This is a genomic window from Arcobacter sp. YIC-80 (genome assembly GCF_044841725.1).
Lineage (GTDB): Bacteria > Campylobacterota > Campylobacteria > Campylobacterales > Arcobacteraceae > Arcobacter_B.
Genome location: NZ_JBJBSI010000009.1, coordinates 1 through 18,520 on the forward strand (window position 1 = coordinate 1; position 18,520 = coordinate 18,520).

At 25.8% G+C, this 18,520-nt stretch carries 20 protein-coding genes; 4 read left to right on the top strand and 16 right to left on the bottom strand.

Annotated elements, in window-relative coordinates:
* Together ACH5BK_RS11615 and ACH5BK_RS11620 are read left to right on the top strand one after the other, a co-directional pair.
* The coding region (locus tag ACH5BK_RS11615) for a flagellin (protein WP_404307573.1) at positions 1-415 on the top strand (415 nt) is incomplete at its 5' end.
* A gap of 117 nt (positions 416-532) precedes the next feature.
* On the top strand, positions 533-2,509 hold the full coding sequence (locus ACH5BK_RS11620) for a 6-hydroxymethylpterin diphosphokinase MptE-like protein (protein WP_404307575.1): 1,977 nt from the start codon (positions 533-535) through the stop codon (positions 2,507-2,509).
* On the opposite strand, the gene ACH5BK_RS11625 is transcribed toward ACH5BK_RS11620, so the two are convergent.
* Genes ACH5BK_RS11625 through pseB form a run of 16 tightly spaced genes read right to left on the bottom strand, consistent with a single transcriptional unit; the run spans position 2,510 to position 15,869 of the window.
* Positions 2,510-3,043, bottom strand: coding sequence for a GNAT family N-acetyltransferase (locus ACH5BK_RS11625; RefSeq protein ID WP_404307577.1), 534 nt, complete (start codon positions 3,041-3,043; stop codon positions 2,510-2,512). It lies immediately after the preceding gene.
* On the bottom strand, positions 3,036-3,956 hold the full coding sequence (locus tag ACH5BK_RS11630; RefSeq protein WP_404307579.1) for a hypothetical protein: 921 nt from the start codon (positions 3,954-3,956) through the stop codon (positions 3,036-3,038). Before ACH5BK_RS11630 ends, ACH5BK_RS11625 begins: the two co-directional genes overlap by 8 nt.
* A complete protein-coding gene (locus ACH5BK_RS11635; protein WP_404307581.1) occupies positions 3,943-5,229 on the bottom strand; it encodes a DegT/DnrJ/EryC1/StrS family aminotransferase in 1,287 nt (428 codons plus the stop codon). The genes ACH5BK_RS11630 and ACH5BK_RS11635 overlap by 14 nt, the downstream gene beginning before the upstream one ends.
* 2 nt (positions 5,230-5,231) lie before the next feature.
* A complete protein-coding gene (locus ACH5BK_RS11640; protein WP_404307583.1) occupies positions 5,232-6,203 on the bottom strand; it encodes a Gfo/Idh/MocA family protein in 972 nt (323 codons plus the stop codon).
* Positions 6,203-6,928: a cytidylyltransferase domain-containing protein gene (locus ACH5BK_RS11645; protein WP_404307585.1), complete on the bottom strand. Its 726-nt coding sequence runs from the start codon at positions 6,926-6,928 to the stop codon at positions 6,203-6,205. The genes ACH5BK_RS11640 and ACH5BK_RS11645 overlap by 1 nt, the downstream gene beginning before the upstream one ends.
* 8 nt (positions 6,929-6,936) lie before the next feature.
* Positions 6,937-7,575, bottom strand: coding sequence for a pseudaminic acid biosynthesis-associated methylase (locus ACH5BK_RS11650; RefSeq protein WP_404307587.1), 639 nt, complete (start codon positions 7,573-7,575; stop codon positions 6,937-6,939).
* Between the two features lie 55 nt (positions 7,576-7,630).
* Complete coding sequence (gene pseI, locus ACH5BK_RS11655) at positions 7,631-8,659, bottom strand: pseudaminic acid synthase (protein WP_404307589.1); 1,029 nt, start codon at positions 8,657-8,659, stop codon at positions 7,631-7,633.
* Positions 8,640-9,461 carry a class I SAM-dependent methyltransferase gene (locus ACH5BK_RS11660; RefSeq protein ID WP_404307591.1) on the bottom strand — a complete coding sequence of 274 codons (822 nt, stop codon included), beginning with the start codon at positions 9,459-9,461 and terminating at the stop codon, positions 8,640-8,642. The genes pseI and ACH5BK_RS11660 overlap by 20 nt, the downstream gene beginning before the upstream one ends.
* Positions 9,448-10,167 (bottom strand): WbqC family protein, encoded by a 720-nt coding sequence (locus ACH5BK_RS11665; protein WP_404307593.1) that lies wholly within the window; start codon positions 10,165-10,167, stop codon positions 9,448-9,450. The genes ACH5BK_RS11660 and ACH5BK_RS11665 overlap by 14 nt, the downstream gene beginning before the upstream one ends.
* Positions 10,164-10,838 carry a methyltransferase domain-containing protein gene (locus ACH5BK_RS11670; RefSeq protein WP_404307595.1) on the bottom strand — a complete coding sequence of 225 codons (675 nt, stop codon included), beginning with the start codon at positions 10,836-10,838 and terminating at the stop codon, positions 10,164-10,166. Before ACH5BK_RS11670 ends, ACH5BK_RS11665 begins: the two co-directional genes overlap by 4 nt.
* Positions 10,839-10,858: 20 nt before the next feature.
* On the bottom strand, positions 10,859-11,491 hold the full coding sequence (locus ACH5BK_RS11675; protein ID WP_404307597.1) for a formyltransferase family protein: 633 nt from the start codon (positions 11,489-11,491) through the stop codon (positions 10,859-10,861).
* A 1-nt stretch (position 11,492) separates the two neighbouring features.
* Complete coding sequence (pseG, locus tag ACH5BK_RS11680) at positions 11,493-12,401, bottom strand: UDP-2,4-diacetamido-2,4,6-trideoxy-beta-L-altropyranose hydrolase (protein WP_404307599.1); 909 nt, start codon at positions 12,399-12,401, stop codon at positions 11,493-11,495.
* A 2-nt stretch (positions 12,402-12,403) separates the two neighbouring features.
* Positions 12,404-13,132, bottom strand: coding sequence for a cytidylyltransferase domain-containing protein (locus tag ACH5BK_RS11685; RefSeq protein WP_404307601.1), 729 nt, complete (start codon positions 13,130-13,132; stop codon positions 12,404-12,406).
* Positions 13,129-13,740, bottom strand: coding sequence for a pseudaminic acid biosynthesis-associated methylase (locus ACH5BK_RS11690; RefSeq protein ID WP_404307603.1), 612 nt, complete (start codon positions 13,738-13,740; stop codon positions 13,129-13,131). Before ACH5BK_RS11690 ends, ACH5BK_RS11685 begins: the two co-directional genes overlap by 4 nt.
* 2 nt (positions 13,741-13,742) lie before the next feature.
* On the bottom strand, positions 13,743-14,876 hold the full coding sequence (gene pseC, locus ACH5BK_RS11695; protein ID WP_404307605.1) for a UDP-4-amino-4,6-dideoxy-N-acetyl-beta-L-altrosamine transaminase: 1,134 nt from the start codon (positions 14,874-14,876) through the stop codon (positions 13,743-13,745).
* The gene (pseB, locus tag ACH5BK_RS11700) at positions 14,877-15,869 is read right to left on the bottom strand and encodes a UDP-N-acetylglucosamine 4,6-dehydratase (inverting) (RefSeq protein WP_404307607.1); all 993 of its coding nucleotides are present in this window, start codon (positions 15,867-15,869) and stop codon (positions 14,877-14,879) included.
* Positions 15,870-16,061: 192 nt separating this feature from the next.
* Here pseB and recA point away from each other — a divergent pair, with 192 nt between their 5' ends.
* Both recA and eno read left to right on the top strand, forming a co-directional pair.
* Entirely contained in the window at positions 16,062-17,096 is a 1,035-nt protein-coding gene (gene recA / locus ACH5BK_RS11705; protein WP_404307609.1) for a recombinase RecA, read from the top strand.
* Positions 17,097-17,238: 142 nt separating this feature from the next.
* A complete protein-coding gene (gene eno / locus ACH5BK_RS11710) occupies positions 17,239-18,513 on the top strand; it encodes a phosphopyruvate hydratase (protein ID WP_404307611.1) in 1,275 nt (424 codons plus the stop codon).
* Positions 18,514-18,520 lie beyond the last annotated feature (7 nt).

The window sequence follows — 18,520 nt, forward strand, 5'->3', positions numbered from 1 at the left end:
TGCGTTAACTTTCCAAATGGGTGAAACAGCTACTGATACTATTGCAACAACTGCTGGTGTTCAATCTACTACAACAGGTTTAACACTTGATACTATTGCTGCTGATGTTTTAGTTTCGGCTACTTTTAATGCTGCTTATGCTAGAAACTCTTTGGATGATGTTGATAGTGCTTTAAATACTCTAAATGGATGGAGAGCAGACTTCGGTTCTACTCAAAACCAATTAGAATCAGCTATTAGAAACCAAATGACTCAGCAAACTAATATTAAAGCTGCTGAATCTGTTATTAGAGATGTTGATTATGCTGCTGAAAGCGCTAATTTCAACAAACAAAATATTATTGCGCAAGCTGGTACTTATGCTATGAGTCAAGCTAATAATGTACAACAAAATGTTATGAGATTACTTCAATAAGCATTTTTCTCTTCGCAAAAGATCTAAAATTAGATCTTTTGCATTTTATAACTTATTTTTATGTCGTATTTTATTTGATTTTATGTACAATCTAAATACTTATAGTAGGGGTATTTAATGGAAGATGAATTAGTAGATTTAAATAATAACTTAATTAGTTTGTACTTAAAAAATTTAGAATTTTTAAAGAAAAACCATAAAAAAATATATGATAAAGTAGAATTTCTATCTGAAAATATTCAAAATGGAACTTATAAAGAAAAATATTCATTAGAGTATAAAGAAGAAGGCTATTTTGATATTTTAAATTTAGAAACAAATGAGTTTATTTATGGATTTAATAGTTATCAAGAAGCTGATAAAAGAAGGGATCTTGCCAACTTTAAAAAGACACACTCTTTAGATTTACTAAGAGTAGACCCTAACACTCAAAAATTTGCTTTAATGGGTTCATTGGGAGATACAACAGAACTAGTTACTTATTTAAATGGATTAATTGATTTTAAAGATATTACATTTTCAAAGATATTCAAATATATTTTTATTGGTGTAGGAGTTGGTGTACATATACACGAAATATATAAAAAAATCAATTCAATGAACACTTTAATAATTGAACCTGAAATTGAACTATTTAGACTATCTTTATTTACTATTGATTACTCAATATTTGAAGAAGGTAATAAAAAACTTTTTATTTCAATAGGACATTCTGAAACACAAAGACAAAGAGACTTAGAAGAATTCACAAACTATCATGGCTACATGAACTATAATATTAAACATCATCTTTTTTGGATTGAATATGAATATATTCTAAATGAAATTATAGATTTTTATTCACATACACATGCAGCAGCATTTTCTTATGGAATAATTCTTCAAGTATTTACAAGAACAATAGACTTTATGCATAGAAAGTTTAATTTTTTAAAGAAAAATTTAGTTGAAGAAGTAAAACCTCTTAAAGATAAAAAAGTTTTAATTGTAAGTGGTGGGCCATCTGTTGACAAGCATATTGATTGGATTTATGAAAATCAAGATAAATTTATCATTTTATGTGTAGATGTTATTTTAAAAAAACTTGAATCTCATAAAATTACTCCTGATATTGTTGTATCAATAGACCCTTCTCATTTAGTTGCAGACTTTTTTAAAACGCAAGATAAAGATTTTTTAAAAAATAGTGCTATTATATTTTTATCTCAACAAGAAGAGAGTGTAATTGAAACAGTAAAAGATCTTAATGTATACTTTTCACAAGTATTTTATTTATCAGAAGAACTTGGATACTCATTCTCACTACCAAATGTAGGAACATTCTCTTTAGCTATTTCTCTATTTTTAAATGCAAATGAATTATACCTAGTTGGTAGTGATGCAGCTTTTGATCAAGAAACAGGAAGTAGATATTCAAAAGGAAGTTCTGTTTCTCAAACTCATGATTTAAAAAGTACAAATGATTTAGTTAAAGAAGGGATTATATCTTCTGATGATATTTTAGAAGTAAAAGGTAATCTACGAGAAAAAGTTAAAACAAATAGAAGTTTATTGACATTCAAAAGAGATTATGAATCATATTTACATGGTTTTGATAGAGAAAAAAATGTTTTTAATATTTATAACTTATCAGATGGAGCTTATATTGAAGGATTAATCCCAACAAAAGTAGAATCAATTGATACTAAATCACTTAAAGAAAAAGATTTCAATGCTAAAGAGATTATAGATTCCATTTCAATATCTGATATATCAGATATTAAATTTGAAGATGATATTCTTATAATTAATAGAATCATAAATAAAGTATCTAAATTTAAAAAACAAAAAGTTTCAAATAAAGATGATTTTTTAAAAAAGAAATTAGATATTATGATTTGGATATTAGAACAAAATAAAATTATGTCAAAACATATATTTGGTAATATTTTTCTAAAGTTTATTGAACTTATTGATATTTATATTAATTTCACATTAAATTTAAAGCAAGAAGGACTTAATAGTCCTAAGAATCTAAATTCTATTAAGAACTATTGGTCAGATGCCTTAATAAAACTTCTTAAAGAGCTTAAACAAGCAATAAAAGACACTTAATTAAGTGTCTTTTATAAGTCCATATAAAACTATATCTAAATAACTACCTTCTTTAAAAATTGCTTCTTTTAAAACACCCTCTTTTTTCATGTTTAACTTAGTAGCAAGTTTTTGCATTGAAATATTTTTTTCACTTGTACCACAATAAATCCTATGTAAATTTAAACTATTAAAAGCATGATCAATTATTAATTTAGAAGCCTCATAAGCTAAACCTTTACCATGATAATCTTTTTCACCCATTATTATGGCAAACTCTGCATTTGAGTCTATATAGTTTATATTTTGAATACTAACATTACCAATGTGCTTATCATCTTCTTTTGAACAAATAGCAAGAACTAGATTATTTTTGGAACTATTGATACTTTGTATATACTCTCTTGTTTTTTCTTCTGTATTTACAAACCTATGATGAGCATTATATTTACAAACTTCTTCATCATTTAACCAATTTACATAATTACTTTTTGCATCTTCTAAAGATAAAGGTCTTAAATAAATTTTACTTGCTTCTAAAAATTTTCTACTCATTTATTTGCCTTAATAGTTGTTTTAATTTATTTTTTGAATCTATTAGTTTTATATTCTTTGGTATTTTAATATTTGCTTTTACTTGAATACTAACTGTTGGTTTACCCAATAAAAGTGATTCTTTAAAGACAGAAGAATTAATACCAAAAACTACTTTACAATTATAAAGAACTTCATGAAGATCAAACTCTTTTAAATATATATTTAAATTTTTATAATTATTTATTATATCATCAAATTTATTTTTATTTTCAGCAGGATGAAGTTTTATGAAAATTTTTGTAGTGTTTTTTTCTTCTTCCATACTATCTAAAAATAGTTTTAAAGAATCATATTCATTAAATCCAAACTTATCACCATAAAGCTCAAGAATATATTCTGACAAAAATAAAAAATACTTTCCTTTATTTTCTAAAATAAGTTCATCTTTTGTTTTCAATTGAGGATAAAAAACTTCTTTTATATATTTTATATATAAGTCTTCTTTAAACTCAACTCTTTTTCGAATTCTGTTATCTATGATTTCTTCAGGGGTTTGGCTATAAATGACATCAGGAAGAAAAGACTCTTCCAAAAAAACATTATTAAGACAAAATCTTTTTTCTAAATTTAACACTGAATCTAAAAAACAAAAAACCTCTAAGCCTTTCTTTTTTGCTTCAATTAACTTTTCTATTTCATAATCAGAATGAATTCCAGATGTAGATATTATAATCTTATCATTATTTTGTAAAATTGCTTTACTTTTATTCACTAAAAAAGGAATATGTTTATTGAAAATATTAATTGCAGGGCCTTGTGGATAACATTCCACTTTATAACCTTTTTTGTACATAAAATATGCATAAGCCATTACCAGGTTTGCACCACCTGCATCGTAAGAAAAAACTTTTATTTTTTTATTTAAGTTCATCTAAATTTTCACATACTTTTATATATGCATTTATTACATCATTTATATCTTCTTCATCTAAAGGACTTCTTGTAAAATCATGTGTCCAAAGTGTCTTATGATGAAATTTTTCTACATTTGGACAAGTTCCTTTTTCATAAGATATTTCATCTTTAAAAGCAAAACCTTGTTTATTATATGCAATTTTCTTTTGAAACATAGGTAATAAATAAATAGGTTTAACATAACCTTGACCTATAGGCACTCCCTCATTTTCTCTTCCTTCAACTGCTTCAAGTTCTGCTTTAACAGCAGTAATAAATTTATTTCTAGAAACCTGTGCTATATCTTCTAAAAACTCAAAAGCTTGAACATAATAAGAGTGTGTTCTATTATCTAGTTTAGTTGTTTTAATAAAAGGATATTTGCTAAAAGCATCATCATACATTTTTGCATATTTTTGTCTTATTTTTAATTCATCATCAAGTTTTTTAAGCTGTTCAATTCCTATTGCAGCTTGAATTTCTGTAAGTCTAAAATTAAAACCTAACATATTTTCAAGTTCATTTTCACCTTTATTTTCAACTACAGATTCAGCATGATTTCTAATTAATTGCATTTTATTAGCTAATTTATCATTATTTGTTGTACAAACTCCACCTTCACCTGTATGAATATGTTTATGATAATTTAAACTAAAAACCCCAATATCTGCTATTGTACCAACATATTTATTATCATATTTTGCACCAGGTGCTTGTGCACAATCTTCTATAACATATAAGTCATGCTCTTTTGCTAAACTCATTATTTCTTTCATATTAGAAGGACAACCAAAAATATGTACAACAACTATAGCTTTTGTATTTTTTGTTATAGCTTTTTTTAATGATTCAATACAAAAAGAGTAAGTATTATCTTCTAAATCACAAAATACAGGTGTTGCATTCCAAAACACAGGTGCACTTGCAGAAATAGACATTGAGTATGCAGAGACTATTACCTCATCACCATGTCCAATACCACAAGCACCTAAGGCTGTAATTAACCCTGATGTATTTGAGTTTACAGAAATAGAATGTTTTACTGAAAAATATTCACTCCAAAGTTTTTCAAACTCTTGAACTTTTTCTCCCCCATAAAAATCTTCATGCCATGCTCCTAAATATTTAGAAAGAACACCTTTTTGCATAACCTTTGTTACTTCATCTATTTCTCTTTGATCAATATTATTATATCTTTTAAATAGTTTTGTTCTTACTTTATTTCCACCATTTATAGCTAACTTAGACATTACTATTCCTTGCTGTTTAAAATATTTGTTATTAATTCTAAATTCTTAAGTTCATTCTCAAAAGAAGCATCATTTTGTTTATTTTTACTAATTTGTAAAAATATATCATCATAAACATTATAAATTAGCTTCTTTGATATTGTTTCTTTCTCATTTATATTTTTATCTACAAACTTATACTCTTTATACTCTTCACTATTTACAATATTTTTATAATAAATCGTTTGTTCACTATTTATATAATTTACAACTTGATTTTCAAAATAAAAATCCATCTCAATAATATTGTATTTTGTATGATTTAAAGCAATAAAATATATAGGAATAATTCTATTTTTATACTCTATTTTAAAAAAAATATCATAAGACTTATCTTCACCTAAACCAATTGTTTCATCTAATATTTTTGACTCAACTAATTTTGGATTATCAAATAAATAATTAATTAAATCAATAAAATGTGAACCATTATTTTTTAAACCCTTTACATAATTCAAAGTTATTTTCTGTAAGTTTTTTAAACTTTCATTTTCAATTTTATCTTTTAAATTTTTAAGTGGCTCTTGAAATCTTCTAATATAATTTACAACTATTTTATCTTTAAAAAAACAATCTAAAGATTCATAATCTTTAAGATTATAAAAAAGGGGTTTTTCTACTAAAAATTTTTTTATATGATTACATTTTTTAAAACTACTTAAAATCTTAAAATGTGTATTTGTAGGAGTAGCTATTACTAAAATATCTATATCTTTTTTATCAAGCAATTGTAAATAATCATTATAAAATTCCACATCTTTAAAAAATGTTTTTACCTTAGGTAAATTTCTATCATCTATATCAACAACATATTTTAAAGTAAAATCTTTATGAAGGAATATAGCTTTTATGTGAGAATATGCTGTTTCTAAATCTTTACTATAATCAAACAGTAAAGAGATATTACCTATTCCAATAATAGCAACATTTAACATCAACTAAGACCTTTTCTTTTGATCTCTTTGTTTATCTCCAATAAACTTGGTTTACTTTTTACATAAGAAATTAACTCTTCAATAGTAAAATAATCATTTTTAAAATAGTTCATTATTTCATTTATTAATCTATAATCTTCTTTAGTATCTAAGGTTACTGATAGTTCAGGAAAATATAATTGTTCAGAAGCTTCAATATTAAAAGTCTTAAATTTATTTGTAGTATAAAATTCTGGTGTTACGTGTTCTTTATCCATATCACTTAAATCTTTTTTTGATATTTGCTCTAAGGCTTTTAGAGAATATACTTGTATTGCCATTCCAATAGGAAAAGTACTTTTAATACTATTACTAACATAATCATAACTATTATTCAAATACACTTGTACAGCTTCATCCACTAAAACAGGATCAATAAAAGGACAATCTCCTGTTAATTCCACTATTATATCTGAGTTAAATTCTTGATGAGCTTGTAAAACTCTTTCAAAAACATTATTTTCACTTCCTCTAAAATATTTAATATTCTTTGATTTACATAACTCAACAATAGGATCATCATCTTTATTTATTGTTGTAGCAACAATAATATTAGAAATATATTCACATTTTAAAAGTCTATTTATCATTACTTCTAATACCGTACTATCACCAAGAGGTTTTAATACTTTTTTAGGAAGTCGAGAAGATGTCATTCTTGCTTCAATTGATATATTTATATTCATAACTGTTTCTATTTTTGGAGTAAATACATTTGATCAATTAAACTACTATCATCACTATATGAAACCTTTAATTCATCAATTTGTTTTAAATCATTTTTTCTTTCTTTAAAGAGTTTCATAAAGTCAGCTTTCCACATTAAATCTTTATTACCTTGATAAAGTAAATCTGTATATTCTTGTGCATAATATTCAAACCCCCAAATATAATTTTTTGAGACTCTGTAAATTTCATCTATGGCATTGCTAATATTTTTAGGAGATATATGAATTAATACTCCACTTGTAAATACTACATCAAAAAAACCATCTTTAAAAGGAATATCTAAAGCATCACCTTTTATTATATTTAAATTATCGGCTCTTTTTTTAGCATAATTTATAGCTCTTTCTTGAATTTCTATACCATATAAGTTTGTAAATCCCATACTTTGAAGATGTAGTAACTGATTACCTATATTTGTTCCAACTTCCAAGATTTTAGCGTCTTTATTTATACTTTTTAAAAAACGACTATTTAAATCTGTTCTTGAAAAGTCATATCTATTTTTATAAAATTCATCTAATTGTTTAGGAGTATATATATTACGAGAAAGATATTTTGAACCAAATTCATCTTCCCATGTCTCTCTTTGATAAGTTTTTTCCATAAATTATCCTATTTTTTATATTTATATATTATATTTTCACTTTCTTAATATTAGTTTAATTAGTTTCTAGTCTATCTCCAAACTTATAATCTTTCTTTGATTTCTGACCTAATAGTTCATCTAAATATTTTGGATGCAACCCAAATCCTGGTCTTACACTTCTTATATTATCTAAAGTAAACTCTTCACCTTTTTTTATATCCTTTGAAACATATAAACTTCTTGAAAAAACTCTATTTTTTTTCTTTTTTTCTGTCATTTCATAAGTTACTTTTCCCAATAGCTTTTCAGTATCTCTTATTGAATTAACCATCTGTTTGAATTCTTCTTTATCCATAGAAAATTCTGCATCTGGACCACCAATACTTTTATCTAAAATAAAATGTTTCTCAATAACTTTTGCACCTAATGTTACAGCAACAATTGGAGCAGTTGAACCTAACGTATGATCAGAAAAACCACTTATTGTATTAAATGTTTGAGCTAAATTTGGTATAGTATTTAAATTAGCTTCCTCTAAAGCTGCTGGATAAGCACTTGTACATTTCAATAAAACAATATCTTCATTTCCAACACTTCTGCAAATATCAACTACATCTTGTATTTCTTGTAAAGTAGCAATACCTGTAGAGATTATTATAGGCTTACCTTTTTGTGCTGTATATTTTACTAAGTCATAATCAGTTATTTCAAAAGATGCAATTTTATAAGCACTTGGGTTAAATTGCTCCAAAAAGTCAACTGCACTTTTATCAAAAGGCGTAGAAAAAATATCAATTTCTAAACTTCTAGCATAATCAAATAATTCTTTATGCCATTCCCAAGGAGTATATGCTTCTTTATATAAATTATATAAAGTTTTGTCATCCCATAAAGTACCACCTTTTATCACAAAGTCATCTCTATCACAATCTAAAGTTAAAGTATCTGCTGTATAAGTCTGAAGCTTGATTGCATTTGCTCCAACTTCTTTTGCAGCTTTTATAGTATCTAAGGCATTTTGTAAACTTCCATTATGATTTGCACTTAATTCCGCAATTATAAATGTTCCATCTTTTTTTAAATCAAATTTTCCTATTTTCATTTTTACTCTCTTCTTTATGAACTTTAAAAATATAATCTTGTCTTGTTTGTGAAGTATATATTTTTTTGTTTATATCAATTAGTTCTTGTTTAAAACAACTTTGTAAAATTAAACCATATTCTTTTGCTTTTTTTTCAAAATCTTCTTTTTTTATATAATAGTGTTCTTTTACACCCAATATCATTTGCTCTTTTGAAAAAAGTGCCTTTAAAACACTTAATAAACTAGTAAAAAAATAGCTAAACCCTCTATTTTTTAAGCCATAAACTAACCACTTAAAAATAGAATTACCATAAGACTTATCTTCAAACTCATTTAAAAAAGGTAACTCTCCAATATAAATAGTAGCATTATGTTTTGATACTTTACTTATATATTTTAAAGTGGCATTTACTTCCTCTTCACTTAAAAGTAATAAAACTCCATTTATCACTACTTTATCAAAAGTATCTTCTAAGAAAGGAAGCTTTGAAGAAAAGGCCTTTTGTATATTTACTTGATTTTTAAAACCCTTAAAATCAATATCTTTTTGTACTCTTTGAACTTCTTCAATAGTAGGTAAAACACCAACAAATTCACACTTTGACAACTTAACATCGGCAATTTTAAATAAAGTAAGATCGCCACAACCTATATCTAAAAGCTTTTGATTATCTTTCATATCTAATTTATTAAAAATAGTTTGATTTATGAAATATGTTAACTCTTTTCTTCCTTGCCTTCCAGAAAGAGAGTTTAAATCCTCATCTTTCGCTCTTAATTTATACTCATGAAGAAAAGATTTAGCTTTAAGTATTGGCAAAATTTCTTCCTTTTAAAATTATGTTTTTTGTATTTTCCAAGCCTTCATTAAAAAGTAAATCTAAAATTCCTAAATATGAAATAAAGTTGTCTCCTATTTGTTTATACATAGGATGATCATAACACTGATAGACTATTTCTATATTTTCTTGTTGGAATTTATCTAAATATTTATCTAAATACTCTTTTGAACCGGATGCTGAAATATACTCATCACAAGATCTATTTAAACAAATATTTAAGATTAAGTCCCCTTTTAAACCACTTATATCTTTCAAATTTGAGGCTTTAATGAATTTTGTTTTTATGTTAAGTAATTTAGAAACCTCTTGAATAAAATTTATATTATATTCACATAAATAATCGGTTTTAAAAGATAATATATTAAAAATATTTTCACTTAATTCATCAAAATATTTTGCTTTTTTGTAACTATGTAGAAGTAGTTGTTTAAACTTTAATATAAAATCATAGTTTTCAAAACTTAACTTTATATCTTTTAAAATTGCTTCATTTCTATGTTTATCTTTTTTAATAGGAAGGGAAAACATATATTCTTTATCTTCAATTTTTAATTTATTTCTTACTTGCCAACTTCTTCTTGCTAATTGAACTGTATCTAAAAAAACAAATTCATCTACATAATCAATTAAATCAAAATATCCTATCCAAGGGATAAATGTTGGTTGCATTATTGCTAATTTCAATTTATCTTTCCCCATAAAATAATATCAGAGTTAAACACTAAAGTATTATTTTCTTGTAAGTTCTGAAATTCATTATGAAAAACAAAATACTCTTTTAACTTTAGTTGCTCTTTTAACATATTAACTAATTCATATTCACTATAAAATTTATTTATACAAGAAGCTTCTGATGTTACAGTATAGTCATCTGGCATCTGAAAAGTATTATAGTCAATTTGTTCACCAATTCCATATCTAAAATCTTTTGGTTCTCTACATCTTATAAAAAAAGAAGCATTAGTTTTTATATTTTTATTGTTTTTCATTATCTGAAAAAACTCTATTAAATCTTGTTTTTTTATATAATTTACAACATTTGGAAGTAAAAAAACTTCTATTTGTAAATTCTTATTATTTTTGGCAAAAGTCAACATATCACTTTTAATAAATTCATAAGAAGCATTAGCTTTCATTTGACTAAAATTAAACTTCGCATTAGATATAGACTCTTCATCAAAATCAATACCTACTACATCAAAATTATATTCGTAAGGAAGAGATAAATTATTACCATTTCCACAACCAAATTCAAAAAACTTTAATCCACTTCTTTCATGAAATCTATTTTTAAAAAAATATTTTATGAAATATTCATCAGGATACTTCAATCCTTTTATATCTTTTATTCTCATTTTAACCTCAACAAATAAATTTAGTTTTCACTTTTTTCTATTTTTAAAATATATTTTTTACCATGCACATAGAAAAAAGCTGGAAACTCTTCATTATCCACAATTCTTAATAAATTAAATTGTTCTTTTATAGTTTTATTTATATCAAGTTCACTATTAAAAGGGCTTCTTTTATTATAAAAACTCTCTTTCCCTTTTTGAGGACTTGGTATTTTATATTTGTCATAGTTTTCTAAAAAGTCCATACACATCTCAATAATTAGCAATGCTTGCTTATTTCTCAACTCTTTATTTAATTCATAGCCTGTTAACTTTAAGTGTTTTTGCATATAAATATCACCATCATCTATATTACTTGTAGCCTCAAACATAGTAAAAGGTATATTATTTTTACCTTCTAAAACTTGCCAAAACATAGGTGCCCAACCTTTACCCTGAGGTAAAGCACTAGCATGAACTACAATATTATGAAGATGTTTGTCTAAATACTTTTTTTCTATTAGTTTATGATAACTTAAAATAAAAACTAAATCATAACTTTCATCTATATCTTTATGATCAAAAAAAAGCTCACAGTTTTCTACCTTATCTTTTAATATTTTGGAATAAGGGATAAACCATTGATTCAAAGAGGTTAATACCGCTACTTTCATTTTACACCTTTTTTAAGATTTTTACACATTTTTTTAACTTCTTTGTATTAAATTTTTTCAATACTAAATAAGAATTATCTTTTAAGTATTTATAAATATCATTTTGATTATCTGCTGTTTTTATAGCAATAAAAGGTAGATTCATAAAATATACCTCATTTAAAATTACACTTGCACTAACTATTGCAAAATCACTTTTTCTCATAAGTTTTGCCATTTTATTTGTATCTATAAAAAGTTTGATAAAAGTATTGTCTTTACAATATTTTTCTAATTCATTTAAATTTTTATTAGCACTTGTTGTTACTAAAAACACATTGATATTATCAAATTCTTTTAATACTTCTAAGATTTTAATATTTATATTGCTATGATCAGTTCCACCTATAGCTAAAAAGATATTTGTTTTAATACTTGTTTTTTTAATATTTTTATTTTTATACTTATAAAACTCTTCTCTTAGTAATGTAAATTCAGCCCCACATTTAAGTTCACAAGTTTTAGGAACTAAATTTTTATACTTTTTTTCATCTGCACTAATATTATGATTTATTAAAATATCACAATAGTGTTTCTCATAAGTATCATCTAAACAAACTAGCTTTATATTTGTTTGCTTTTTTATTTCTTTTTCTTGTTCATACTTTATTTCATAATTATCAACAACTAATGTATTTATTTTTTCTTCTTTTATTAAAAAAATAAGTTCTTGTATATCTTTTGTTTCTAAAATATATACAAAAAAACCCTCTTCTTTAATTTTTTTATTTAAATTACCTTCTAAATCCAAAGTAGCAAAATATACTTCATAGCCTTTTTTTCTATACTTCTTTGCTAAAACCAAAGTTCTCATTATATGACCATGTCCAATAGCAAATGAAGAATCTGCTCTTATTAAAACTCTTTTCATTATTAACTCTTTTTTTGTTCTACATGACTATTTATTTTAACAATTGAAGGATTCTGTTTTAATGCTAAAATTAATTCATCATAAGTAAAATCTTCACTATTATTTAATTTAGAAAACAACTGTTTTATTGCTTTATAATCATCGGTTTCATCTAATGTTATTCTAAAATTCGAATTATTTTCTAAACTTTTTAAGTATTCTATTTTTATTTTATCTTTTATTGTCGTATGAATATAGGGTGTTACGTGCTCTTTCTCATAATCAGTTGTAGCATTATTAAAAGCTTCTTTTAAAAGTTTAAAAGAAAAAATCTCTGTATCTAAACCTCTAGGAAAACCACTATGAACTCCTAAACTAACATAATTTGCATTTGAAGTTTTATATAAAGCTATTGCTTTTTTTATTAATAAAGAATCAATAAAAGGACAGTCACTTGTACATCTTATTACAATATCCTCATCTTTTAAATCATATTTTAAACAAGCTTCATAATATCTACTTAATACATTATTTGTATCGCCTTCATAATATCTTATTTTATGTTTTTTACATATATCTACAATTTCATTTTGTGTTCCATCATTTGTTGTAGCAATTATGATTTTATCTTTAAAACTAGATAATCTTTCTAACATTACTTCTAAAACTGTTTTATCTCCTAAAGGCAATAATATTTTTTTGGGAAGTCTTGTACTTGTAGTTCTTGCTTGAATGACTATATATACATTCATTTCTTCTCCAACAAAAACCAAGTCATATCATCTTGAGGGAAATTATTATCCCTATGATATAAAAATCCATAATCAACAAGACTCAAATCTTTATACATATCTAACATCTCACCTGCAAAATCTCTTTTAAAAAGTTTTCCTTCATGTCCTCTGTATGATATCTCAACTGGCATTGGATTATAATACTCTACAATTAAAATATATTTTTTTGAATAATTATAAAGTTTTTCATAAACAACTTTTAGATACTCAGGATTAATATGAATTAAAACACCCTTAATAAGAGTCATATCAAATTTTTTTGAAAGTTCAATATTCAATAAAGATTCATTATATATTTCTTGAATAAATTCTAACTTTTCTAATTCTTCTACAGCTGTCTTATTTATTTCAACTGCTGATAATTCTAAATTAGAAATTGCATTTAAAGCTTGTAAATTCATTCCAATATTCGCTCCAAATTCTATTACTGAATTTACTTTTTCAACTCTATTAAAAACCTTAGAAAAAAAGTTTATATTACTTTTGATAATTGAAGTATTTCTTTTACAATACTCATCTCCAAACTCTTCTGCCCAAAACCTCTCTTGTTCAGTTTTATATTTCATTTTCAAGCTCCTATTAAAACTTTTATTAGAGTTTTTTGCACATATTCTTGTTCTTTTTTACTTAATTTTGGGAAAATTGGTAAAGAAACTGCCTTTTCATAATATTCATCCATTACAGGAGTATGTTCATTTCCATAACCTAATTTCTTATAATATGGTTGATGATTTATTGGAATATAGTGATATTGTAAATAAATAGATTTTTCTCTTAATTTTAAAAAAAACTCTTTTTTTGTAATATTAAATTTTTCAAAATCAATCAAAACTACATATAAATGATAAGCACTATTTTGAGTATATTTATATAATGGTTTTATAAATTTATTTTCATCAAAAAATTTATCATACCTTTTAGCTATTTTTCTTCTTTTTTGAAGAAATGAATCTAATTTGTTTAATTGGGATAAACCTAAAGCACAAGCTATATCTGTTAAACGATAATTAAAACCTAAGTCTGTCATTTCATAATGCCATGAAGCAACACTAGGTTTAGCTATCATTCCATGATTTCTTAAACTTAAAGCTTTCTTGTATATTTTCTTATCATTTGTTAAGATAGCTCCACCCTCACCTGTAGTTAGTTGTTTTACAGGATGAAAAGAAAAAACACTGATATCACTAAACTTACAACTTCCTGCTTTTATCGAATCTTGACTAGCCCCTATTGAATGAGCACAATCTTCTAAAATTTTTATATTGTATTTTTGTTTTAAATAAGCTAACTTATTTTGATTTACTGGATTGCCTGAGAAATGAACTGCATATATTGCTTTTATTTTTTTGTTTTTTAAAAGCTCTTTTTCACATAAATCTAAATCTATATTTCCATCTTTACAAATATCAACAAAAATAGGTTTTGCCTTTGCATAAACAATAGAATTAGAAGTTGCTAAAAATGAATTTACTGTAGTTAGAACTAAATCATTCTCATTTAAAAGAATTAGTGAACTTATATGTAAAGCAGCCGTACAATTTGAAACACTAATACAATATTTAACCCCACAATATTTAGCTATAGCTTTTTCAAACTCTTCTACTTTAGGACCTGTAGTTAGATAATCACTCCTTAATATTTCAACTACAGAAGAAATATCATCTTCTTCAATTGTTTGCTTACCATAAGGAATAATTTTCATTTATATCTCTTTTATTAACTGTAAAAAATCTTCTTTTGTAAACCATCTATCATTATTACCAGAATTATATTCAAAGCCTTGATTTACATGAGAACCTTTTTCTTTACAATTGTTAATACTATAATCCACAGGAGAACTAAATTTTATTGTTGGAGTAATAACATAATGATCTTCAAACTCGTAAGTTAAATGAGAATCATCAGCAGGACACATAATTTCATGTAATTTTTCGCCAGGTCTTATTCCTATTACTTTATGGGGTAATTCAGGAGCTAAAGCCCTTGCTAAATCTACAATTTTTATAGAAGGAATTTTAGGTACAAATATCTCTCCACCTTGCATTCTCTCAAAATTTTTAAGTACGAAATTTACTCCATCTTCTAAAGTAATTAAAAATCTTGTCATTTTTTCATCTGTTATAGGTAATTCTTTTGCCCCTTCATTGATAAGTTTTTGAAAAAAAGGAATAACTGAACCTCTACTACAAACAACATTCCCATATCTTACAACAGAAAATTTTGTATCTTGTTCTCCAACTAAATTATTTGCAGCAACAAAAAGTTTATCAGAAGCAAGTTTTGTTGCACCATAAAGATTTACAGGATTTGCAGCTTTGTCTGTAGATAAAGCAATTATTTTTGAAACTTTACATTCTATTGCTGCATCTATAACATTTTGAGCTCCATTTATATTTGTTTTAATACATTCCATAGGATTATATTCAGCAATTGGTACATGTTTTAAAGCTGCTGCATGAATAACAAAATCTACATCTTTCATAGCCTTTTTTAATCTGTCAGCATCTCTAATATCTCCAATAAAATATCTCATACACGCTTGAGAATATTCTTGTGCCATTTCATACTGTTTTAATTCATCTCTTGAATAAATAATTATTTTTTTTGGTTTATATTTTTGAAGTAATAACTTAGTATATTTCTTACCAAAACTTCCTGTACCCCCAGTAATTAAAATGACCTTATTATCAAACATACCTAAACCTTTTATATTTTAATTTCATATCATATCAAATAAACTATTAATATTTATTTTTTAATATTTAATAATTTATACTAAAAAGAAAAGAAAAACATTACAAAATGCAATAAAAATATATACTTTATATTTTTTTCGCTAAAATTCCAACATAATTAAATAAATGAAATCTACATAGGATAAAAAACAATGGATGATAATCAAAAAAAATCTTTAGACTTAGCAATTAAACAAATTGATAAAGCATTTGGTAAAGGTACTCTTATTAGACTTGGAGACAAAGAAGTAGTTCCAGTTGAATCGATATCTACAGGATCACTTGGTCTTGACTTAGCACTTGGTGTTGGTGGTATTCCAAAAGGTAGAGTTGTTGAAATCTATGGACCTGAATCATCTGGTAAAACAACTTTAACACTTCATGCAATTGCAGAGTGTCAAAAAGCTGGTGGAGTTTGTGCTTTTATTGATGCAGAACACGCACTTGATACTGTATATGCAAAAAACTTAGGTGTTGATATTGATAACTTACTTGTATCTCAACCTGACTTTGGTGAGCAAGCTTTAGAAATTTTAGAAACAGTTATTAGATCTGGTGCTGTTGACTTAGTAGTTGTGGATTCTGTTGCTGCACTTACTCCAAAAGTTGAAATTGATGGAGATATGGATGACCAACAAGTTGGTGTTCAAGCAAGACTTATGTCTAAAGCTTTAAGAAAAATTACTGGTTTATTAAATAAAATGAATACAACTGTAATTTTCATTAACCAAATTAGAATGAAAATTGGTATGACAGGATATGGAAGTCCTGAAACAACAACAGGTGGTAATGCTCTTAAATTCTATTCATCTGTAAGACTTGATATTAGAAGAATTGCTACACTTAAACAAGCAGAAAACTCAATCGGAAATAGAGTAAAAGTTAAAGTTGTAAAAAATAAAGTAGCAGCTCCATTTAAACAAGCAGAATTTGACATTATGTTTGGAGAGGGTATCTCTAAAACAGGAGAACTTATAGACTATGGTGTAAAACTTGATATTGTTGATAAAGCAGGAGCTTGGTTCTCTTATGGAGATTCTAAAATAGGACAAGGAAAAGAAAACTCTAAAGTATTCTTAAAAGACAACCCAGAAATTGCTAATGAAATTGAAGGTAAAATATTAACAGCTATGGGTGTAAATGATGAAATTATTCAAGGTGAACCAGAAGAGGATACAGAAGAGTAATTTTATACTATAAATTAAAAAAAAGGGAAAAGATTTTATTCTTTTCCCTTTTTTTATGTCCATATATTTATCAAAGCAAAGAAAAATTTTATTTTAGTTATAATGTAGCAAATTACAAGAATAAAGAATATAGGAGACCTAAGTGGTATTTATTGACAATGTATATGCTGATGAAGTATTAGATTCAAGAGGAAATCCAACAGTTAGAGCTACAGTAATCTTAAGTGATGGAACAAAAGAGAGTGCTATTGTACCAAGTGGTGCAAGTACTGGAAAAAGAGAAGCTTTAGAACTAAGAGATGGTGATGATAGATTTTTAGGAAAAGGTGTATTAAAAGCAGTTGAAAATGTAAATACTGTTATTGCTGATGAATTATTAGGATTAAGTCCTTTTAATCAAGCAGAAGTTGATGCAACTATGAAAGATATTGATGGAACACAAAACTATTCAAACTTAGGTGCAAATGCAGTTTTAGGTGTATCTATGGCAGTTGCAAGAGCAGCAGCTAGTTCACTAAATGTACCATTATACAGATACTTAGGTGGTGCAAATGCAATGACTATGCCTGTTCCAATGTTCAATATCATCAACGGTGGAGAGCATGCAAATAACTCTGTAGACTTCCAAGAGTATATGATTATGCCAACAGGTTTTGAAAACTTCAATGAAGGATTAAGAGCAGTTGCTGAAATTTACCAACACTTAAAAAAAGTAATCGATGGTATGGGTGAATCTACAGCAGTTGGTGATGAAGGTGGATTTGCTCCAAACTTAAAATCAAATGAAGAACCTATTGCTGTAATTATGGAAGCTATTGAAAAAGCTGGATATAAAGCAGGAGAACAAGTTTCTATTGCTTTAGATGTTGCAGCGTCTGAATTAATTGATGAAGATGGTCTTTATGTATTAAAATCAGAAGATAGAAAAATTACATCAGAAGAACTTGTAAACTACTATGCAGACCTTTGTTCAAAATATCCTATCGTATCTATTGAAGATGGATTAAGTGAAGATGATTGGGACGGTTGGAAAATATTAACTGAAAAAATTGGTGATAAAGTACAATTAGTTGGTGATGATTTATTTGTTACTAATGCAAACATCTTAGCTGAGGGAATCCAAAAAGGTATTGGTAATGCAATTTTAATTAAACCAAATCAAATTGGATCAGTTAGTGAAACTATGCTAACTATTAGATTAGCACAAAGAAATAACTACAATTGTGTAATGTCACATAGATCAGGTGAAAGTGAAGATGCATTTATTGCTGACTTTGCTGTTGCATTAAATTGTGGACAAATTAAAACAGGTTCAACAGCTAGATCTGATAGAATCGCTAAATACAATAGACTACTAGAAATTGGTGCAGAAATTGGTTATGCAGAATACCTAGGTCATCAACCATTTTCTAAATAATTTAGAT